Source organism: Helicobacter suis (genome assembly GCF_902196135.1).
GTDB classification, from domain to species: Bacteria; Campylobacterota; Campylobacteria; order Campylobacterales; family Helicobacteraceae; genus Helicobacter; species Helicobacter suis_A.
Genome location: NZ_CABIKE010000005.1, coordinates 23,550 through 42,670 on the forward strand (window position 1 = coordinate 23,550; position 19,121 = coordinate 42,670).

Here is a 19,121-nt window from a genome sequence, read left to right on the forward strand (position 1 = left end):
GATGCAAGATTTTATTGGTTTAGGGGTGGTGGGCAATTTTGCAGGACACTTAGAACAAGCAGGCGAGTCGGATAATTTTATAAATATCCGCATGAAACATGTAGAAAAAGACGCGCCTAAAGGGCTTTTCCCCTTTTATATTCCGCATGCAAAGGGGTATTTAGGGCGTTATTGTTTGGATAATGAATGGGTGATTTTACCAGATGATTTAAGTCTAAATGCCCAAGCAGAGCCAGAAATCGCGCTAGAGTGTGAGGTGGTGTATAATAAAGAGCAAGAGGTGGAAAAAATTATCCCGCATTATTTCATGGCTTTTAACGATGCCTCAATCCGCAATCTTAAAGCCACTAGACTTTCAGCTAAAAAGAATTTTTCTAGGGCTTCTAAAGGCGTGGGGGCTAGATTACCCATTGATCGTTTTGTTTATGGCGGGGTGTGTAATGATTACTCCATTGCCTCTTTTTTAACACGAGATGGGCAAACCCATATGTATGGCGAAAATTCCAAACTCACTAAATACGAGTACTTTTATGAAAAACTTTTAAACTGGATTGTAGAGATGCTTAATACGCAAGAAGATGTAGGAAGTTTAGAAAATCTTAAAGAGGTGTTAGGCTCTTGTAATTATCCTTCTAAAATGCTAGTGGCCATTGGCGCTACTCCTTATATGCCCTTTGGACAAGAAAACTTTTTAAAACAAGATGATGTGATCACAATCATTGCTTATAACCACCGTCGCTACGGCATTGAAAAACTCTTAGATATGACTGCTTCTAATGAATTGCTCACCAATCCTTTAGCAGACACTTCTATCATACAACAAAAGATCGCCCTAGAGAGTGGCGATTGGCTACCGATTTAGTATTATTTTTAAATAAAGAAAGCACACAATCTTCTATATTTAAAAAATAATTAAGAGAAATTAGCGTAAAATGGCGACTAGATATACATAATGGAGAATGAACATGAAACTAAAAAAGAATCTGGATTTGCACCAGGAATTTAACAAACTGAAGGCTGAGTATTTGCAACAAGAAGCAACTTATGCGACTTATCTAAAAAAGAGTAAGAAACAGCTTTATGGCTGTAAGGATATTTCAGCCCGCTACCAATTTTTTGTTAATCGTTGCCAAGCTTATAAACCCCTCAATGATGTTTACATGAGTTTAAGACTTGTGTCTAAGCGCTGTAAAATTAGCATGCAATCTATCCGTGAGTCCTTTGAAAAATTTCGCCGTACCCATAACAATACCCTCACTTCTATCCGCCGTTACGAAGCCAAAATCCAAAAAATCAAAGAAGGTAAAAGCCCTTCAGATTGGAGTTAAAAAAGTATAAGGGGGGGGCTTTTTCTGGGCACGCATTGCCCTATTATCTGCGCCTCTATCCCTTCATCTTTTAAAATTTGTACGCATTCTTTAGCCTCGTTTTCTTTTAAAGTGGCTAATAACCCCCCAGAGGTTTGGGCATCATAAAAAAGAATCTCGGGTAAAGAGGTGTGGCTTAAAACTTGATTGCTTAAAGCTTTTTGATTGGCTACACTGCCCCCCGGATACACCCCCTGCCTAGCTAATTCTAGCGCCCCTTCTAAAAGTAAAATAGAGGCGCTTTCTATTTCTATAGAGATAGAGGGGTTTAACATTTGGCTTACATGCCCAAGTAATCCAAATCCGGTTACATCTGTGCAAGCGTGTACACTAAATTTTTGCAAAATCTCCATCGCCTTAACATTTAAAGTTGCCATGCTAATAAGAGCATGAGAAGCGTTAGCAATTACCCTTCTTTTTAAAGCGGTGGTGATGATCCCACTGCCTAGAGGTTTAGTTAAAACCAGCACATCGCCTATTTCTGCTGTATTGTTGCGCCAAAGCTCTTTTAAAACCACCCCCGTAACACTCAAACCAAATTTTTGCTCTAAATCGCTTAAACTATGCCCCCCCAAAAGAGAACAGCCACACTCATTTAATTTATCTAAAGAGCCCTGCAAAATTGCCTGTACACTCTCTTTACTCACCCGTTCTTGATCCCAAGCTAAAATACTAAGCGCACTTAAAGCGCGCGCACCCTTAGCAAACACATCGCTTAAAGCGTTGGCGGTGGCTATTTGCCCATATAGGTACGGATCATCTACCACCGGTGGGATCACATCTACACTTTGCACGAGTAAAGATCCCCCAACCTGCAAAGCGCCACAATCATCATTATCGCTAAAATCTAACAATACACCCGGAGCGCGGGGCTGTTTAAGAGGGGCTGTGATTTGTTTGAGATCTGCCAGACCTACCTTAGCCGCTCAACCCGCACAACGCACAAACTGAGTCAATGCCTCCATTTTATCTCCTCAAGAATCCTCATTATCTCACATTTGCCTTAATTTTATACAAATCTTTATCCGGTTAGAATAAACGAAAATTTTATTAAAGGAAAATCGTGTCGCTTTCTAAATGGAAAGAAAAATTTTTACTCACCCTTTATTCATTATTCTAAGAGAATGCCCTTTTTATGAGCGCATTTTAGAAGGAATTGTTACCCATATCCGTGATAAATACGGCAAACTCGTAGATGTGGGGGCTAACATTGGTGATTCGGCTGTGTTTTCTCTGATTAAAGGGGGTTCTTACTTGCTTGTAGAGGGGGCTTTAGAGTATGCTACCTTAATTGAGAACAACTTACGCCATAATGTTAAAAGCCGTCTTTATACAGATGCCAATCCGCCCCGCTTAGTCAAAAGGTACTACACTAAAAATTATGAGGGTCAAGAAGATCAAAGTTTTCTGGTTTATGCTGGATTTTTAGGAGAGGGGGATTTATCAAACTATCAGTTGCAACTCCTAGAAAATGGAAGTGCCAAACTCATCGATCGCAACACAACAACACAACAACACAACAACACACGCTTGATAGCCTCTTAGCAGAATGTGGCTTTGTTCCTAATTTTATTAAGATTGATACCGATGGCTTTGACTTTAAGATACTACGCGGTGCTTATAAGACTCTAAAAGATAATAAACCTGTACTTTTCTTTGAGTGGGATTATGTCCATCTTGCTAATCAATCCGAAGTGGCTTTAAGCATCTTTGCTTTTCTCTCTAATTTGGGCTCAAGTTGGTTATTTTTGATAATTATGGCCATTTGCTCTGTGTACTTTCTACTCAAGATACTTCCAATCTTTCAACTCTCATGGATTACACCAGATATAAGCAAAGATGTATCCCCTACTACGATGTACTGGCCTTGCACAAAGAGAGTCTTTTTGATATTGAAGAGTATAGAAAAACCTACTGGTCTAACCCCTATTTTTACGAAAGACACCCCGATCTTCTCTAAACTATAAAGAGATTAGGGTGTATAAGCAACAAGCAAAATCAAAGTCTAGTTACAGTCAAAATGGATTACCAAACTTATTTTATTTGTAATACAACACACACCAACAACGACACAAGAAGTGCCCTTTTTATTTAAAGCCTTCAAAGTAATTTATCTGACAAATGGCAGTGATTAATCCTTAAGAAGCGTACTTAATTTTTCTAAAACCACTTCAGGGATAGCATCTTGATCAATCTCGGTAAAAAAACTCTGTTTAAAATCAGGAACTATGGCCTGCTTGTTGCACCAAAACTCTGAATCTAAAACCGGAACAGCAAAATCCCCAAATTGTAATTCCTTTTCATGCCTAAAACCTACACTCCAACCATAATTCGTCGCAACATTGCTAATAGGGGCATAAGTTTCAGGTGGCAAGGACTGGCTGCGCTCATCAAATACAAGCCCGCTTACTTTAGAATCTTTATAGGAGCGTAGCCAATCTGCACAATATACAGCGGCATTTTCTATGGTTTCATTTTCAAACTCTTCGCTTGCCCCCACAGCCTTAGCCGTCATCTTAAGTAACTCTAAAGGATTGGGGAGTTGGGTAAGAATATGCATGTGTAGCGTATTTGTAGCGGTATTGATTAAAGAACTTGTGATTTCTCTTAAGCCCTCATCTTGCATAAAGATTTTAAGAGCATAGCCACTACGCTTTTTCTCGCCCATTTTTTCTACTAAATCCTTATTATTTGTGAGTTCTTCCTCTAACATCTTATCAAAACGAAGAACTAAAGCATCTGCTTTAAGCAGGGAGACCACCTGTTTCATGTAATTGCTATAAAGCACAGCATCATGCCATGGGTAGGGCTTGTGTTGCATTAAAACTTTATGGGCATAACTTCTAGCATCTACTACCAGTTTATTTTTACCCTGCTTGAGTACATCTTCAATAAAATTCATTATTTTCCTTTGAGTTCTTTAATAGTGATTATAATCAAGTAGGGATTATACACATATATATCTTATAAGGTTTGCTCTAAAGTGATTCTTTATAGCTTGAGTTTTACAATAGGGTAAGAAATCCCCCCCCTCACTCCCCCATTACACTAACTTAGGTCTTATTCCACCCTCATACTTAATTTCTAATTCCTCTACTCTTTTTTCTAGCTGGGCAATTTTGACCACATGGCGATTGGGCATCACCACTAGAGGAATATCTTTGAGTTTGCCTTTGACGCGTTTTGGTCCATGGTGATCCCAAACAGTGGCCATGAGCTCTTCTGGATTTTCCTCTCCCCAAGAGCCATAGTAGTATAAATCCTTAGGCGGCTCATCTTTAACATGTTTTTTTACAAATTCATCGTAGGGCAAGCCCCTTTTTAAACGCGCTTTTCTCTCATTCTCGCGTTTTTGTTTAGTGGCATGCTCATCTACCACAAAGGTTTCTTTATCCCACACCACCTTATAAATCTCAGAGGCCACATGTTCAGAAATCCTACCCACCTGTAAATCCTCCATGACTAACTCAGGGTCTCTCTCTAAAACATCGCCATAACCCCCGCCACAGCCCTGCGCAATCATATAAAGCTCACCCTCTCGAGACCTGTCAAACTGCAAGCCCATATGATAAGTGGTGTAAACGCCTCCTTCAAATGGGCGCTCATTCATCACCCTCTCCATAGATAGATCAAATTGTTCGGGGTCTTTTTTAACGATTTCAAAAATGTTAATGCCCTTGACCATAGCTAAAGGATAGGTTGCACACCCATAGCCTCCAAACAACCCGCACACACTAGAAAATTTTGCCCCAGAGGTAACCGTCATAAAGCCCCATTCTGGCGTATTGCGCGCCGCAACGATCATCTCATAGCCCATTCCACCACGGAATTTACCAAAGCCTTGGTTGTCGCGCACCACTCTTTTACTCACCAGTTGTAAAAAAGGCACTTCCTCCTCCATTACCTCCTGTTCGCCAATATCTGCCATCGCACAAAACAAGGGGGCTACCGCGTCCTCCCCATCTCTAAAGGCCTTTGCGCCCCCACCCATGCCATTTAAATCCGCACACAAATTCCCCACCTGTTCGCCATGCTGGGTTTCTCCGCCCCATAAAAAGTCATTGATTTGGTTAAACCAAGGCGCGATCACATTGGCGTATTTGGTATACATAGAAAATTGCAATTTAGCATAGGCGATTTGCAGGGCACTAAAGGCTCTAAAGGAGGCTTGTAAATTCTGTCCATTGGGTGCATCATAGGAGCAATCCCCCCAAGTGCCCTCATCTGAGATCACCTCAATAGGAGAAAAAGCCCCTGTACACCTTGGCAAATCAGGCCACCAGTAAGAGAGTACAGCCTGAGAGAAAAAGGCTTTAGTTGAGGCTAGTGGCGAGTTGATAGCGCGGTTGATGATCTCTTTGCCAGAGCCTCTTAAATCCACGGTCATGTGATCGCCCTTGACTGTGATCTTGCATGCAAATTTGATCAAGATATTTTCTTTGAGTGTAGAATCTACAAATTGTTGCACAGTAACCATGCCATCTGGCATTGCCTCAATGCGGCGGCGTACTTCATTTTCCACATCCTCCACCGTCATTCTAATCGCCCCTACAAAGGCATCAACGCCATACTCATCAATCATGCGATCTACAATGTCCATCACCCGGCGCACCGCCCCCATTTTAACCTTGATGTCAGCCAACATTAGCTTTGGATCGCGTGTGGAGTGTTGCAAAAAGGTAAGAAGATCTCTTCTAAGTTTACCCCTCTCTACAATTTTCATGGGAATACCGCGCAAACCATCATCAAAGGGGGTTTCTGAGCCAGAGGGCATTCCACCCGGCTCACACGCACCATTTTCGCCCTCATGGATAGTCGCACCCACCCAAGCGATGATCTCGCCATTTCTAATTACAGGAGTGAGCATGGATTGATCGGTGTTGTGCACACACCCAAAACGCGCATCGTTATGGAAAAACCCATCACCCTCATGGATACCCACGGTGGGTTCGTCCTTCCAGTATTTCATGATGTAGCGGATGGGGTGGTGTAGTACGGCTGAGAAAGCTATCACGCCACGATTAGACATGTAGCACACATCCCCACTAGCTGTATAAACCGCCACGGATAAATCCGCCCACTTAGCCCCCGGGGCCGCACCCATGCTCTCACACATTTCAAAGGCTTCATCTAGTGATCCGCCCAAACGCCTACGGATGCGGTCATAAAGCAGGGGATCACTCCCCTTAGAAAGCACTTGTTCTTCTAAAGATGTGCGTTTGGCAATAGCATGGTGGCGCATAATTTCTGGATCAGGGCCTAAAAACAGCGTGGTTTCATTCATGAAATCATCTACCCACGCTTGCTCCTCAGCACTCAATTCTTTTTTATGAGAGTGCTCATGATGGCTATGGGCATTGGGGTGTTTGTGGGCCTGTACATGGCTTCCTTGAGTTTTTTTATTTGGCATACTTTCTCCTTATTTAGAATTCACTTCGTCTTTTAAAAGCCAAGCAGCACCTTGGGGAGTGGGCTCAACCCGCCAGTTTTTTTCAATCAAATAGGTGGTGCTTTTTGTGGTGATGATAGCAGGCCCATGGATAACATATTCTGCACTCAAAACACTTTCATCATAGATAGGGGTTTCAATGGGCTCTTTTTCATCTACGAAGTGTACTTTGCGCGAGCTTTTAGCGGTGGGCACATGCCTTTTATGATCTGTATAAAGCTCTTTAAAATGCACCACATCAGTTTCAATGAAAGTTGCCACACGCACGGTTTGTACGCGCACACCGGCCTCTGGTGCTTCCACGCCCTTGCCATAGCGTTTAGCATAGACATCTGAGAAGGTGCGGATAGCATGCAAGACATCGCCCACATTGTTAATGCGATTGATATCTAAGACAACTGAAGTAGTTACTCTCTGGTTGCCATAGCGCATATCCATCTCCAAGCGGTGTTTTACATTAGAGATGTCATAACCCTGACGGCGCAAATCCTCCTTACCCCGTCTCTCTAGCTCTTCAATGTACTCATTTATGCGATCGTATTCATCAAAGAGTTTACGCCCAATGGGCTCATAAAGCACAATATAGCCACTGCGCTCATGGATGTGTAAGGGTTTCATGTTGCCAGCCCCTAGAGCGGAGAACACAGAGGCAAAGGGTGGGAATAAAATTTTACTAATGCCTGCATGGTAGGCAATTCCACAGGCATGCAAGGGTCCATTACCCCCATAAGCGACCATGGTAAATTCATCTACATTGCCCCCATTTTTGCGCAACTCCATTTCAATCCCAATGGCCATTTGTTCATCTACAGAGCGCTTAATCACCTTAGCCACTTCAATCACATCTAAATCCAGCGCATCGCATAGTTTATCCTCAATGACAAATTTGGAGCGTTTAGGATTAAGCTTGATCACTCCAGCCGCATAATTATCTGGATCTAAATAGCCTAGTAGCAAATCTGCATCTGTTACGGTAGGATTGAGTCCGCCCCTATCATAACAAGCCGGACCTGGATCAGAGCCTGCGCTCTCTGGTCCGATTTTAATAGCTTGGTGGATGCGATCATAAGTAGCAATAGAACCCCCGCCCGCACCTAGAGTATTAAGATGAATCATGGGCAAAGTTACTAGCCAACGACAAATTACTGGTTGGAAGTCATAGTGCTTGACCCCACCCTTAGGCAAAATACCGATGTCAAAAGAAGTGCCGCCCATATCCATGCACACCACATTACCGATGTCTGTGGTTTCTGAAAGGTGTTGCGAGGCGCTCACGCCACTTACAGGCCCAGAGTGGATAGTTTGCAAACTATCAGTAGAATTGCTTTGAGCCATCCCCCCGCTGTTATGAATCACTAGCATAGGTCTGCCATACCCGCTATCTCTTAAATTAGAGCTCAACTGGCTAAGTGCGTGGAACATGATTTCATACAAAAAAGCATCAATGATTGTGGTGTTGGCGCGTACATATTCGCCCTTGCGCCCAGAGACCTGAGAGCTTAAAATCACAGGAATTGCGCCCAACTCGTGGGCAGGGTATTCCTCTAAAATGGTTTCTAACACCAACTGCTCATGGCTAGGGTTTTCAGTTGCATTAGTGAGCGCAACCACAATAGCCTGCGCGCCATTATCCACCAAATCGCGCACCTGTTTTCTCACATCCTCTTTTTGCAAAGGCACTAAAATTTCACCCACACTATCCACCCTCTCTTTAACGGAGCGAACCATGCGTCTAGGCACAAGGGGATCTGGGCGTTGGGCGTTTGGCATATTGCCTTGTTCGGTAACATCTAAACCCTCACCATAGCCCTTACCACGAGAAAGATGGATGGTGTCCTCAAAGCCATGGGTAACAATCGCGCCCACTCTAGGTCCCTTGCCCTCAATCAGCGCATTTGTGCCCAAAGTGGTGGCATAGCGCACTGAATCTACCTCTTTGAGTACCTGTTCTCTGCTTAGTCCGGCTATTTTGCAGGCATTATCTAGGGCTGCATTAAAGCCTAAAGACAAATTGTGGTGGGTGGTTAGGGATTTAGACTCAATGTACTTCCCATCCCATGCAAAGAAACAATCTGTGAATGTCCCGCCGATGTCTACTGAAATTCTCTTCATAGGCACTCCTTACTTCTTGTCAAATTTAGCGCGTAGATCTGCTTGTGCGTTTTCACCAGGACCATAGTGTATAGAAGTTTCTGGGTCTTTGCCAATTTCTTTCCAACGCCTTTTAAGATCATCAATGTCCCATAACATGTCTATGGTAGGGGGGTAGTTGGGTGGGACATATTCGGTTTCAATTTGAGTCCCACAAGTGGGGCAGTAGTATTCATAAATGCGGCAAAACTTTGGATCGGGTGAAAAGGTGTATTGGTAGCGTTTGGGGTCTAAGATGGGCGGGTGAATCTCTTGGGGATTTCTATCATAAATGAGTGTGCCTTTTTTGTAGGTGTCTCTGGCATTACCAAAGTCATGCCCACAAATACGGCACAGCCATCTCTCAGTATTAAGATCGATCATTAAATATTCTGTCATCGGAACGCGCATGTTTACTCCTTAAGCTTGATCTTGTAAAATTAAATCACCATTATCGGTTACAAATAAACTCCACCCTTCAGGCACTTTAGCGGTGAAAAAAGGGCCTTCTACAATTGCTGGGCCTTCCATATGTGCCCCGGTTTTTTGTTCAACTAAAACCACTACAGGGTTATAGCGTAACCCTCCCTCTTCAAGCACCTCACGGCTATGATCTACCTTAGCTGGGGTTGTGTGTTTGGGCAAACTAGCGCGCAAACTAGGGTGTGAGAGTTCATAGCGCACATTGTAGGCTAAAATGCGTTTTTGATCTTTATCTAGTTGGATTGTATCTTTTAGATCAGAAACGCGGCATTCAGACCCATCAGCATTTTCTATCACCACTTTCCATTCATGCTTACACTCATTATAATCATAGCCCTCTTGAAACATATGCCTTTTAGCCTGTTCGCGCATTTGTTCTTGAATCTTTTCAACTTCAGATTTACTCAAATCTGTAATATCGCGCTCAAAAGTTTGGGCTACATCTGAAAAACTAATCCCATAAGCAGAAAATACCGCAGCCAGTTTAGGCACAATCACGCGTTTAATACCCGCTTTTTTAGCCGCTAAACACGCACTCATAGGCCCTCCACCTCCAAAGGCAGCTAATACGGTGTCTTTTTGTACATGTTTTTTTAAGCACGCCGCTAGCTGTTCTGCATAGGCTTGTTCTAGGGCAAATAAGGCCTTTTGTAAACTCATGCCCAAAGGTTTAGCGATTTTTTCAGTAATGGTAGAAACCGCACGCTCTTTATCCAATCTTTGTTGTCCGTTTAAATAAATATCTGGATCAATCACACCTAAGGCTACATTGACATCAGTAATAGTTGCCTCTGTACCCCCAAAACCAAAACAAGCAGGTCCGGGGGCTGCTCCTACGCTATCAGGCCCTACTGTGATAGCGCCCTTATCATTAACGCGTAGAATAGAACCCCCACCCACACCAAAGGATTTCACATCGCTAAGTTCAAAAGAAATTTGAATGCCTTCTACAGACCCGCGCCGCTCTGTTTTAATTTTATGAGCTTCTACCTCGCCTACATCTGAAGTAGTGCCCCCTACATCTACCATTAAAACATGTTCAAAACCATAGGCTTTAGCTAGGGCTTTTGTACCCTCAATGCCTCCCCTGGGGCCAGAAGAATAGGTTTTCAAAGCCACAGATTTAGCCACCCGTGAAGAGGCCCCGTCATTGCGATAAATTAGTAGGGGATTTTTAACCTTGTGGGCTTTGAGGCGGTGCTCAGCAGAGTATAAAAAGCGCTCCATAGTTGGGTGTAAAAAGCTATTTAAAATGGCTGACCAAATGCGCCTAACGCGGCTGGTATCGTTGGTAAATTCCCAAGAAAATAACACAGGTACAGATCCTAATAAATGTCTAGGAAACTGCAATAAAAACACATGTTTAAAGGCTTTTTCTGTGTCTTTATCCTTAATAGCCACCACTAAGCGTTCCGCTCCCTTATTTGTAAGGGTATTAACCGCAGCCACTAGCTCGCTTTCAATTTTATTAGAATCATGGATGTGTTGTAAAACCACTACACGAGTGCCTACAAGACTATCAAATAAATCTTGTTGGTGGGGGGTTTTGGTAAGATTGGCTGAGAGATGTGTATCATCTGTAATTAGCCCTAGTTTTGGTCCTTTTCGTTCCACTAAAGCGTTAGTGCCTTGCGTAGAAGAGTAGCGGATGAGTTCTGTGCTGTGTAATAACTTAGTAAACCCACCTTCGCCATAAATTTCTTCACTTGCCTTAGTGATGCCTTTAAAAAAACATTCTGACAAATCCACCGGTGTGGTTAGAGTTTTTGTAAAGCGCACTTCTGAACCACTCACCACGCAAATATCAGTCAGCGTTCCGCCATTATCTAAATTGACTAAATACTTCAATGTAACTCCTTGTGTTAAGATTTTTAAAATGCGATGATCTGGCTAATACCTCCTTATGGCAAGGGTACATTTTCTACGCCCTGTGCCAATTCTAAAGTGATAAACTTCCCATTTTTAATTTCAAATACTCCCAAATTGGTGATAACTTTTGAGACGCATTTAGGACCTGTTAAAGGGAGTGTGCATTGTTTGACTAACTTCAAATTGCCTTTTTTATCTGTGTGTTGCATGATCACAATCACTTTTTTAGCACTCGCAACCAAATCCATTGCTCCTCCCATGCCCTTAACCAATTTGCCCGGTATCATCCAGCTAGCCAAATCCCCCTGAGTAGAAACCTCCATTGCCCCTAAAATGGTTAAATCAATGTGCCCCCCTCTAATCATCGCAAAACTCTCTGCTGAGCTAAAATAGCTTGCCCCAACACTCTCTGTAATGGTCTGCTTACCCGCATTGATCAAATCTGCATCGGCTTGCTCTCTTGTAGGAAAAGGCCCCATGCCTAGCATCCCATTTTCACTTTGCAACATCACGCTAATCTCTTTAGGAATGAAGTCTGCGACTAAAGTGGGGATACCAATGCCTAAATTGATAGAATACCCATCCTTAACATCCTCCACTGCCTTTTGTGCCATCTGCTCACGGCTCCAGCCTATATTATTGTGATCCACTTATTCTCCCTTTTTAAGCGTCAATTGTTCAATGCGCTTTTCAAAACTACCCTTGAAAATGCGATCCACATACACCCCAGACACATGGATAAAGTTAGGATCAAGCTCTCCTACCTCAACCACTTCTTCCACTTCTACAACAGTTATTTTAGCTGCCTTAGCCATCATAGGATTAAAATTCATCGCTGTTTTATTAAAGATCAAATTCCCATACACATCTGCCTTTTTAGCCTTGATAAAAGCAAAGTCTGCCTTGAGTGCTCTTTCTAAGATGTAGGTACGCCCCTCAAACTCCTTATGTTCCTTGCCCTCTGCAACAAGAGTTCCCACTCCCGTAGGCGTATAAAAACCCGGGATACCAGCCCCACCCGCACGGATGCGCTCGGCTAAAGTGCCCTGTGGGTTAAATTCTACCTCCATTTCTCCGTCTAAAAATTGCCGCTCAAAGATAGCATTCTCACCCACATAACTAGCAATCATCTTTTTAACCTGCTTGTTTTTTAGGAGTAACCCTAATCCAAAATCATCTACCCCCGCGTTATTAGAAATGCATGTAATGTCCTTGATCCCTGTTTGACTCAAAGCTAGAATGGAATTTTCTGGAATGCCACACAGCCCAAACCCTCCAAACATAATCGTCATGCCATCTTTTACCCCGGCAATTGCCTCCTCAATACTGCTCACTACCTTATTCATGCGCTTCCCTTGATTTAAAGTCGTTGTATAAGCATGGCAACTGCTTCGCCTCCACCAATGCACAAGCAGGCAACACCTAAGTGTTTGTCATGTTTGTGCAATGCGTGTACTAAAGTGGTGAGTAGCCGCGCCCCACTAGCTCCGATGGGATGTCCTAAAGCAATTGCTCCACCATGCACATTAACCTGTTCATCTTTTAAGCCTAATTCTCTTTGGGTCAAAATCCCTACCACAGCAAAAGCCTCGCTAATTTCATACAAATCAATATCGCTAGGTTTCTTATGATTTTTTTCTAAAAGATTTTTGATAGCTGGAGCTGGAGCAACGGGGAAAAGATGGGGATCGTGGCTAAAAGAATTGTAGTCTATAATCTTTGCTAGGGGCTTACTAGAAGTGTCTTTTTCTAGCTCCTTGCTTGCTAATATGAGCATGCTCGCTCCATCGCTAATTTTACTAGCATTAAAGGCAGTGATTGTCCCCTTTTTCTCAAAAGCTGGCTTGAGTTTTAAGGCTTTCTCAAAGTCTACTCTACCCGGTTCCTCATCTACACTAACTAGCACCTCTGCTTTTTTAGTTTTAACAGAAATGGGCACCATTTCCGCATCAAAGGCGTTATTTTCTATGGCCTTAAGGGCTTTTTCATAGCTTTGTTTAGCAAAGGCATCTTGTTCTGCACGGCTCAGCTGGTGATTTTTAGCACAGCCTTCAGCAAAATTACCCATAAAGACATCTTGATAGGCATCCACCAAACCATCTTTAAATAAGCTATCTTCTAATTTAGTATCCCCCATTTTAAACCCACTCCTACTACCCATTAACAAATGCGGGGCTAAACTCATGTTTTCCATTCCCCCCACTAAAGCCACCCGTGATCGCCCTAGAGTAATGCTATCAGCCCCTAGCATCACCGATCGCAGACCCGATCCACAAACCTCATTGACCAACATGCACGCCACAGATTTAGGCAAGCCAGCATGCAAAGCCACCTGTCTAGCTGGGGCTTGTTTGAGTCCGGCACTAATGACATTACCTACAATGCAAGTATCTACTAAATTCGCATCAAATCCGCTTGCACTAAGTGCTTCTTTGGAAACTAAGCTTGCTAGAGTGGTGGCAGGGATGCTAGATAAAGTGCCCCCTAGTGATCCAATGGGTGAACGCTTGGCACCATAGACATAAACCTCTTGCATGTCTGCCTTTCTATAATCAAAGTGTAATATTATAGTATAGAGAGGTAACAAATTTGGTTAATGATGAAAAGTACAGACTATTTTCTGGTTAAGAGTAAAAGCGTGGAGATTTTAGCGGTATTTATTAACCGCAGCATGGCAGGCTTGTATTAACGCTCCTCTCACCCCTCTATCTTCTAGTACGCTTAGACCCTCAATACTCGCTCCTCCTGGGGTACAAATAGCGGTGGTGATGTCTTGGGGGCTTTGTGTGGTTAGTAAAGAGGCAAAGCCTTCAAAGCTTTTTTGTACAAGTCTAAATGCCTGTTTATAAGAAAGCCCTTCTCTAACCCCTGCATCAATAAGGCCTTGGGCTACTAAACTTAAAAAAGCTAAAGAACTCCCATTGGTAGCCATAGAAGCATCTATTAGATATTCTTTATCCACAGCAACAACTGAGCCAAAACATTCTAAAAGGGCTGTTAGTTCTTGGGTTTGTGGGGCATTCATAGGCTCTATGTACATAGTTGTAGCAGACAAACCCATAAAAGCGGCAATATTGGGCATAAAGCGCACAAATGCATTAGCAGTAAGATGTTGTTTAAGTGTTGCAATGCTAACACCGGCTAAGGCGCTTAAAACAGCGTTGGCCACACCGGTGTAGGTGAATTGGTTTAAAGCATGGGGTTTAAGGGTTAAAAAAACCACCATATCCTCTATACAAATGGTGTTACAGGCTTTGAGTTTGATGAAATCCAAACCTTCTTGTTTTAAAAAGGGTTCAATATTAGCAGGATTTCTACCGGCAATTATGATGTTATGTTGCGGGTTTAAGAAAGCGCGCATGCCTTTTAAAATGGCCTGAGTCATGTGGCCATAACCAATAAAGAGTAAATTATTCATGGACGGGCTGCTTTTCTTGGTAAAAGTTAGAAATTTTTTCAGAGATTTGATAGCGGGGGTATTTGGTGCTATCTAAAATAACTTGAGCCATGAGTTGGTGATCAAAATTAAAGACTAGAGGCGCTAGAAAATTAATGGTAGATTCTTTAAGGGGGGTTTTAATGACCATGATGTTGGCGATCAAAATATTTTTGGCTGTATCTAAATTAAGTAGAAGTTGCAAGGCTAGGGGGATTTCAAATTCATAAGCGCGCAGGGCAAAGGGATTAACTAAAGTAAAAGTGGGCGTGGGTGCATCTGTATTACGCAAGCGCATAAAAATCTCATCAATTTTTTCTAAGTCCATTGTATGAACATGTTCAAAACCCAAAATAGGGGATTTTACACTAAAATGCATCCCAGTCCTTGAAATAATTTATGCGCTTGGTTTATTAAGGATTTTACTACAATCCACACCGAAAAATCAATTAGTAACCTATGGGATTTTTGGTATAATGGTGGTTTCTAAGCAAATTAAGGAATGAAATGCGTGTATTTTGGTGTTCACTGGCTTTTACAATCCTGTTTTTAGGGTGTGCTAAAAAGGCTAAAGAATCCATCTATAACCGCCCGGCAATCTTTTGGTATCAGGGTATTTTGCGTGAAATTTTATTCTTAAACTTAGAAACAGCGGATAATTACTACTCGTCTTTACAAAGCGAACATATCAATTCGCCCCTAGTGCCAGATGCCATGATTGCCTTAGGGCAAGCCCATTTGAAAAAGAAAGAGTTTGTATTGGCTGAGTACTATTTTGATGAATATATCAAGAGATTTGGTAATCAAAGTAATATTGATTATTTGAAGTTTTTAAAGTTGCAAGCCCGCTACTATGCCTTTAAAAACCACAGCAAGGATCAAGAATTCATGTCTAATACACTTGGTATGTTAAATGACTTTGTGGACAAATACCCCAATAGCCGCTTTCTTAATCAGGTAGAATACATGCAAGTTAAGTTTATTTTAGGGCAAAATGAGCTTAACCGCGCAATTGCTAATGTGTATCGCAAGCGCCACCAAAAAGAGGGGGTCAAGCGTTACATGGAACGCGTAGATGAGGTTTTAGAAAAAGAAACACATCCCAAGAGATCTTACATGCCTTGGTATGTGGCAATATTTAACTGGTAAGGGTGAAAATGACAGATAAGTTTCCCAGCGTTGTACCTGTAATCATTGAAGAGGATACCTTTATGTATCCTTTCATGATTGCACCTATTTTTATCCATAGTGAAGCTAATATTAAAGCGGCTAATAAAGCAACTCAAGAAAAAAACGATCTTGTCTTTGTAAGTTGTGTGAAAGCCAACCACGATGGCTTAGATCAAAATAAGTTTTATGATGTGGGGGTGATTGGTTCGATTGTGCGCAAAGTGGTTTTACCAGATAATCGCATGAAAATTTTGTTTCAAGGGATTTGTAAAGGAAAAGTGTTGGGCATTGAGTCTCAAGACCCTTTAGAGGCGATGGTAGATGTTATCACTTATAAGGAATATGATACCGATAAAATCAATGCGATGGTTGATATTTTAAAAGAAAAAGTGGCCAATTTAGCCAATATCAGCCAGTTTTTTCCACCGGATTTACTCAAAGCCATTGATGATAATAGCGATCCAAACCGCATTGTTGATTTAGTAGCCTCTGCCTTGCGTCTTAAAAAAGATCAGTCCTATGCTCTTTTTGCTAACGATGATACGGAATGGCGTTTGTTAAATCTCATTGATTTAGTGATGGAGGAGATTAAAACCCAAAAATTACAAAAAGAGATTAAAAGCAAGGTGCATAGCAAAATGGAGCAGGTTAACAAGGAGTATTTCCTTAAAGAACAGCTTAAACAAATCCAAAAAGAACTAGGGATTGATAAGCAACGCGATGAGGAAATCCAAGAATACACCCAAAGACTCAATGCTATCGAGCCTTTTATCACTAAAGAAATACACAAGGAAATTAAAAAACAAATTGAACGACTCAGCCGTATCCACCAAGATAGTTCAGATGTGGGGATTTTGCAAAATTACATTGAATGGGTACTAGATATTCCTTTTGGGCAATATAGCCAAAAAAAGCTCTCCATTAAGGAGGTAGAAAAACAACTCAATATCGATCACTACAGCCTAGAAAAACCCAAAGAGCGCATCGTGGAATATTTTGCCACAATGGAATTATTGCGCTTAAGAAAACAGGAAAATAAGGATATTAAGGGTACGATTTTATGTTTTTATGGCCCGCCTGGTGTGGGTAAAACAAGCTTAGCTAATTCCATCGCGAAGGCCATCGATCGCCCGCTTGTGCGCATCGCCTTAGGAGGGTTAGAAGATGTCAATGAGTTAAGAGGGCACCGGCGTACTTATTTGGGTTCTATGCCCGGGCGCATTGTACAGGGTTTGATTGAGGCTAAAAAGATGGATTGTGTGATGGTTTTAGATGAAATTGATAAGGTAGATAGAAGTATACGAGGCGATCCAGCTAGCGCGCTTTTAGAAATTTTAGATCCAGAACAAAACACCAACTTTAGAGATTACTACACGAATTTTAATGTAGATCTCTCTAAGATCATTTTCATCGCTACGGCTAATGATATTGCTACTATCCCCGCTCCACTGCGCGATCGCTTAGAATTTATTAGTGTCTCTAGCTACACGCCACAGGAAAAAGAACAGATTGCAGCTAACTATCTCATTCCTCAGGAGCTTAAAAAACATGCGCTTAAACCAACTGAGGTGGTGTTTAAACCGGAGGCCATTAAACTTTTGATTGAAAAATACACCCGCGAGGCTGGGGTAAGAGGTTTGCGGCGCACGATTGCTACGATCATGCGCAAATGTGCTAAAAAGATTTTACACACCAAACAAGAAGATGAAAAGAAAAGAGGCAGAAAAATCACAATCACAGAGGAAAATATCCCTGAGTTCTTAGACAAAATTGTTTTTGAGATCGATCCGATAGATAAAGAGGATGCGATAGGAATTGTCAACGGTTTAGCATGGACAAGTGTAGGCGGGGATGTACTAAAAATTGAAGCGATTAAAATCAAAGGCAAGGGTAATTTAAAACTAACAGGGAGTTTAGGCGAGGTGATGAAAGAATCGGCTTATATCGCACATTCTGTGGTTAAATTGCTCTTAGATGAGGAAGTGATCAACGCTAAGAAGAAAAAAGCCAAAGAGAGTAAAATTTATAATCTCTATGATATTCATTTGCATGTACCCGAAGGGGCAACCCCTAAAGATGGCCCTAGTGCGGGTATTACAATGGCTACTAGTATTGCCTCTATCTTGTGTGAGAAAAAGGTACGCTCAGATGTGGCAATGACAGGAGAATTAACTTTAAGCGGGCGGGTACTACCTATTGGTGGGCTTAAAGAAAAACTCATTGCTAGTTTTAAGGCTGGTATTAAAACTGCCTTGATTCCTGAGAAAAACTACAAAAGAGACCTTAAAGATATTCCACAGGAAGTCCAAGATCACATGGAAATTAAAGCGGTGCAGACAATTGAAGATGTTTTAAGCGTTGCTTTGATCAATCATTAATGCAAGTTGGTATTATCGGGCTAGGTTTAATGGGGGGGTCGATGGGGCTAGCCTTGCAGGAGGTGCGCGCACAACTAGGTATCAAGCGCATTTTAGGCTATGATAATAATCCCTTACATGCACAAATGGCGCTTAATCTTGGGCTAGTAGAGGAGTGTGTAGACTTAGTGAGTATTAAGACATGCCAAGTGCTTTTTTTGGCCATTCCTTTAGACGGGATTATTCAAAGCTTGCAACAATTAGAAGTGAATCAAGAAACAACCATTATTGAATTAGGCGGGGCTAAGATGCAAATTATTAAATCTATTCCGCCTAAAATCCGCTCACAGGTTATCACTAGCCACCCTATGTGTGGGACGGAGTTTTATGGTCCAAAGGCTGCGCTAAAAGGGTTATACCGCAATAAAATTGTCATCTTAGTAGATTGTGAGCAAAATAAAGCCAAACACCTAGAACGGGCTAAGGATATTTTTAGCGCCATTGGCATGCAAATGGTAGAAATGGACGCACAAGCTCATGATAGCCATATTTCTTTTGTAAGCCACTTACCCCATGTGATTAGTTATGCATTGGCTAATGTTGTACTCTCTCAAAAAAGCCCACAAACTATTTTATCTTTAGCTGCAGGCGGATTTAAGGACATGAGCAGGCTTTCTAAAAGTTCGCCTATCATGTGGAAAAGCGTGTTTAAACAAAACCAACAGCATATTTTAGAGGCTATGGATATTTTTATTAAAGAGATCAATCACGCTAAATCTATGTTAGAAAAACAAGACTATGAGGCCATGCAAGAGTGGATGGCATGTGCTAACAAATTACAAGAATTCATGTAGGAGTAT

17 protein-coding genes and 2 pseudogenes are annotated in these 19,121 nt (G+C 41.9%); 8 read left to right on the forward strand and 11 right to left on the reverse strand.

Going from position 1 to position 19,121, the window contains the following annotated elements:
* The first annotated feature begins 1 nt into the window (after nt 1).
* Together G6Q06_RS04125 and G6Q06_RS04130 are read left to right on the forward strand one after the other, a co-directional pair.
* Nucleotides 2-862, forward strand: a complete 861-nt coding sequence (locus G6Q06_RS04125) for a DUF5718 family protein (protein WP_163565815.1) — start codon at nt 2-4, stop codon at nt 860-862.
* A 103-nt stretch (nt 863-965) separates the two neighbouring features.
* Nucleotides 966-1,328: a serine protease gene (locus G6Q06_RS04130; protein ID WP_163499754.1), complete on the forward strand. Its 363-nt coding sequence runs from the start codon at nt 966-968 to the stop codon at nt 1,326-1,328.
* On the opposite strand, the pseudogene selD reads toward G6Q06_RS04130, so the two are convergent.
* Nucleotides 1,325-2,281: pseudogene (selD, locus tag G6Q06_RS04135) on the reverse strand (selenide, water dikinase SelD); the annotation flags it as partial. The gene G6Q06_RS04130 and the pseudogene selD sit on opposite strands and share 4 nt — an antisense overlap.
* Before the next feature lie 163 nt (nt 2,282-2,444).
* On the opposite strand from selD, the gene G6Q06_RS04140 reads away from it, so the two are divergent.
* The 3 genes and pseudogenes from G6Q06_RS04140 to G6Q06_RS08565 all read left to right on the forward strand — a co-directional run bounded on the left by G6Q06_RS04140 (nt 2,445) and on the right by G6Q06_RS08565 (nt 3,327).
* The gene (locus tag G6Q06_RS04140; RefSeq protein ID WP_163565096.1) at nt 2,445-2,912 is read left to right on the forward strand and encodes a hypothetical protein; all 468 of its coding nucleotides are present in this window, start codon (nt 2,445-2,447) and stop codon (nt 2,910-2,912) included.
* Nucleotides 2,810-3,040 (forward strand): annotated as a pseudogene (locus tag G6Q06_RS08560) (FkbM family methyltransferase); the annotation flags it as partial. The gene G6Q06_RS04140 and the pseudogene G6Q06_RS08560, both read left to right, overlap by 103 nt.
* Nucleotides 3,041-3,105: 65 nt before the next feature.
* On the forward strand, nt 3,106-3,327 hold the full coding sequence (locus tag G6Q06_RS08565) for a hypothetical protein (RefSeq protein WP_240329049.1): 222 nt from the start codon (nt 3,106-3,108) through the stop codon (nt 3,325-3,327).
* 171 nt (nt 3,328-3,498) lie between these two features.
* On the opposite strand, the gene G6Q06_RS04150 is transcribed toward G6Q06_RS08565, so the two are convergent.
* The 10 genes from G6Q06_RS04150 to fliW form a co-directional block, all read right to left on the reverse strand.
* A complete protein-coding gene (locus G6Q06_RS04150) occupies nt 3,499-4,269 on the reverse strand; it encodes a hypothetical protein (RefSeq protein WP_205435860.1) in 771 nt (256 codons plus the stop codon).
* 141 nt (nt 4,270-4,410) lie between these two features.
* Nucleotides 4,411-6,777 carry a hydantoinase B/oxoprolinase family protein gene (locus G6Q06_RS04155; protein ID WP_163534326.1) on the reverse strand — a complete coding sequence of 789 codons (2,367 nt, stop codon included), beginning with the start codon at nt 6,775-6,777 and terminating at the stop codon, nt 4,411-4,413.
* A 9-nt stretch (nt 6,778-6,786) separates the two neighbouring features.
* Nucleotides 6,787-8,928: a hydantoinase/oxoprolinase family protein gene (locus G6Q06_RS04160; RefSeq protein ID WP_163533268.1), complete on the reverse strand. Its 2,142-nt coding sequence runs from the start codon at nt 8,926-8,928 to the stop codon at nt 6,787-6,789.
* A 9-nt stretch (nt 8,929-8,937) separates the two neighbouring features.
* Nucleotides 8,938-9,357 carry an acetone carboxylase subunit gamma gene (locus G6Q06_RS04165; protein WP_163533269.1) on the reverse strand — a complete coding sequence of 140 codons (420 nt, stop codon included), beginning with the start codon at nt 9,355-9,357 and terminating at the stop codon, nt 8,938-8,940.
* A gap of 9 nt (nt 9,358-9,366) precedes the next feature.
* A complete protein-coding gene (locus G6Q06_RS04170; protein WP_163565816.1) occupies nt 9,367-11,277 on the reverse strand; it encodes a hydantoinase/oxoprolinase family protein in 1,911 nt (636 codons plus the stop codon).
* A gap of 53 nt (nt 11,278-11,330) precedes the next feature.
* Nucleotides 11,331-11,948: a 3-oxoacid CoA-transferase subunit B gene (locus G6Q06_RS04175; protein WP_163565817.1), complete on the reverse strand. Its 618-nt coding sequence runs from the start codon at nt 11,946-11,948 to the stop codon at nt 11,331-11,333.
* Nucleotides 11,949-12,644, reverse strand: coding sequence for a CoA transferase subunit A (locus G6Q06_RS04180; RefSeq protein ID WP_163565818.1), 696 nt, complete (start codon nt 12,642-12,644; stop codon nt 11,949-11,951).
* 14 nt (nt 12,645-12,658) lie between these two features.
* Nucleotides 12,659-13,834: a thiolase family protein gene (locus G6Q06_RS04185; protein ID WP_163565819.1), complete on the reverse strand. Its 1,176-nt coding sequence runs from the start codon at nt 13,832-13,834 to the stop codon at nt 12,659-12,661.
* Between the two features lie 111 nt (nt 13,835-13,945).
* Nucleotides 13,946-14,716 carry a pyrroline-5-carboxylate reductase gene (proC, locus tag G6Q06_RS04190; RefSeq protein ID WP_240329215.1) on the reverse strand — a complete coding sequence of 257 codons (771 nt, stop codon included), beginning with the start codon at nt 14,714-14,716 and terminating at the stop codon, nt 13,946-13,948.
* Nucleotides 14,709-15,113 (reverse strand): flagellar assembly protein FliW, encoded by a 405-nt coding sequence (fliW, locus tag G6Q06_RS04195; protein ID WP_163565090.1) that lies wholly within the window; start codon nt 15,111-15,113, stop codon nt 14,709-14,711. Before fliW ends, proC begins: the two co-directional genes overlap by 8 nt.
* Nucleotides 15,114-15,241: 128 nt before the next feature.
* On the opposite strand from fliW, the gene bamD reads away from it, so the two are divergent.
* The 3 genes from bamD to G6Q06_RS04210 are packed head-to-tail and all read left to right on the forward strand — an operon-like array spanning nt 15,242 to nt 19,115.
* Nucleotides 15,242-15,883 carry an outer membrane protein assembly factor BamD gene (bamD, locus tag G6Q06_RS04200; protein ID WP_163533275.1) on the forward strand — a complete coding sequence of 214 codons (642 nt, stop codon included), beginning with the start codon at nt 15,242-15,244 and terminating at the stop codon, nt 15,881-15,883.
* Nucleotides 15,884-15,891: 8 nt separating this feature from the next.
* Nucleotides 15,892-18,282 carry an endopeptidase La gene (lon, locus tag G6Q06_RS04205; RefSeq protein ID WP_205435861.1) on the forward strand — a complete coding sequence of 797 codons (2,391 nt, stop codon included), beginning with the start codon at nt 15,892-15,894 and terminating at the stop codon, nt 18,280-18,282.
* The gene (locus G6Q06_RS04210) at nt 18,282-19,115 is read left to right on the forward strand and encodes a prephenate dehydrogenase (protein WP_163565820.1); all 834 of its coding nucleotides are present in this window, start codon (nt 18,282-18,284) and stop codon (nt 19,113-19,115) included. Before lon ends, G6Q06_RS04210 begins: the two co-directional genes overlap by 1 nt.
* Nucleotides 19,116-19,121: the final 6 nt, after the last annotated feature.

Coding starts and splice junctions, on each gene's coding strand:
- G6Q06_RS04125 (WP_163565815.1), top strand. CDS start 2: ATGCAAGATTTTATTGGTTTAGGGGTGGTGGGCAATTTTGCAGGACAC.
- G6Q06_RS04130 (WP_163499754.1), top strand. CDS start 966: ATGAAACTAAAAAAGAATCTGGATTTGCACCAGGAATTTAACAAACTG.
- G6Q06_RS04140 (WP_163565096.1), top strand. CDS start 2,445: ATGGAAAGAAAAATTTTTACTCACCCTTTATTCATTATTCTAAGAGAA.
- G6Q06_RS04150 (WP_205435860.1), bottom strand. CDS start 4,269: ATGAATTTTATTGAAGATGTACTCAAGCAGGGTAAAAATAAACTGGTA.
- G6Q06_RS04155 (WP_163534326.1), bottom strand. CDS start 6,777: ATGCCAAATAAAAAAACTCAAGGAAGCCATGTACAGGCCCACAAACAC.
- G6Q06_RS04160 (WP_163533268.1), bottom strand. CDS start 8,928: ATGAAGAGAATTTCAGTAGACATCGGCGGGACATTCACAGATTGTTTC.
- G6Q06_RS04165 (WP_163533269.1), bottom strand. CDS start 9,357: ATGCGCGTTCCGATGACAGAATATTTAATGATCGATCTTAATACTGAG.
- G6Q06_RS04180 (WP_163565818.1), bottom strand. CDS start 12,644: ATGAATAAGGTAGTGAGCAGTATTGAGGAGGCAATTGCCGGGGTAAAA.
- G6Q06_RS04185 (WP_163565819.1), bottom strand. CDS start 13,834: ATGCAAGAGGTTTATGTCTATGGTGCCAAGCGTTCACCCATTGGATCA.
- proC (WP_240329215.1), bottom strand. CDS start 14,716: ATGAATAATTTACTCTTTATTGGTTATGGCCACATGACTCAGGCCATT.
- fliW (WP_163565090.1), bottom strand. CDS start 15,113: ATGCATTTTAGTGTAAAATCCCCTATTTTGGGTTTTGAACATGTTCAT.
- bamD (WP_163533275.1), top strand. CDS start 15,242: ATGCGTGTATTTTGGTGTTCACTGGCTTTTACAATCCTGTTTTTAGGG.
- lon (WP_205435861.1), top strand. CDS start 15,892: ATGACAGATAAGTTTCCCAGCGTTGTACCTGTAATCATTGAAGAGGAT.
- G6Q06_RS04210 (WP_163565820.1), top strand. CDS start 18,282: ATGCAAGTTGGTATTATCGGGCTAGGTTTAATGGGGGGGTCGATGGGG.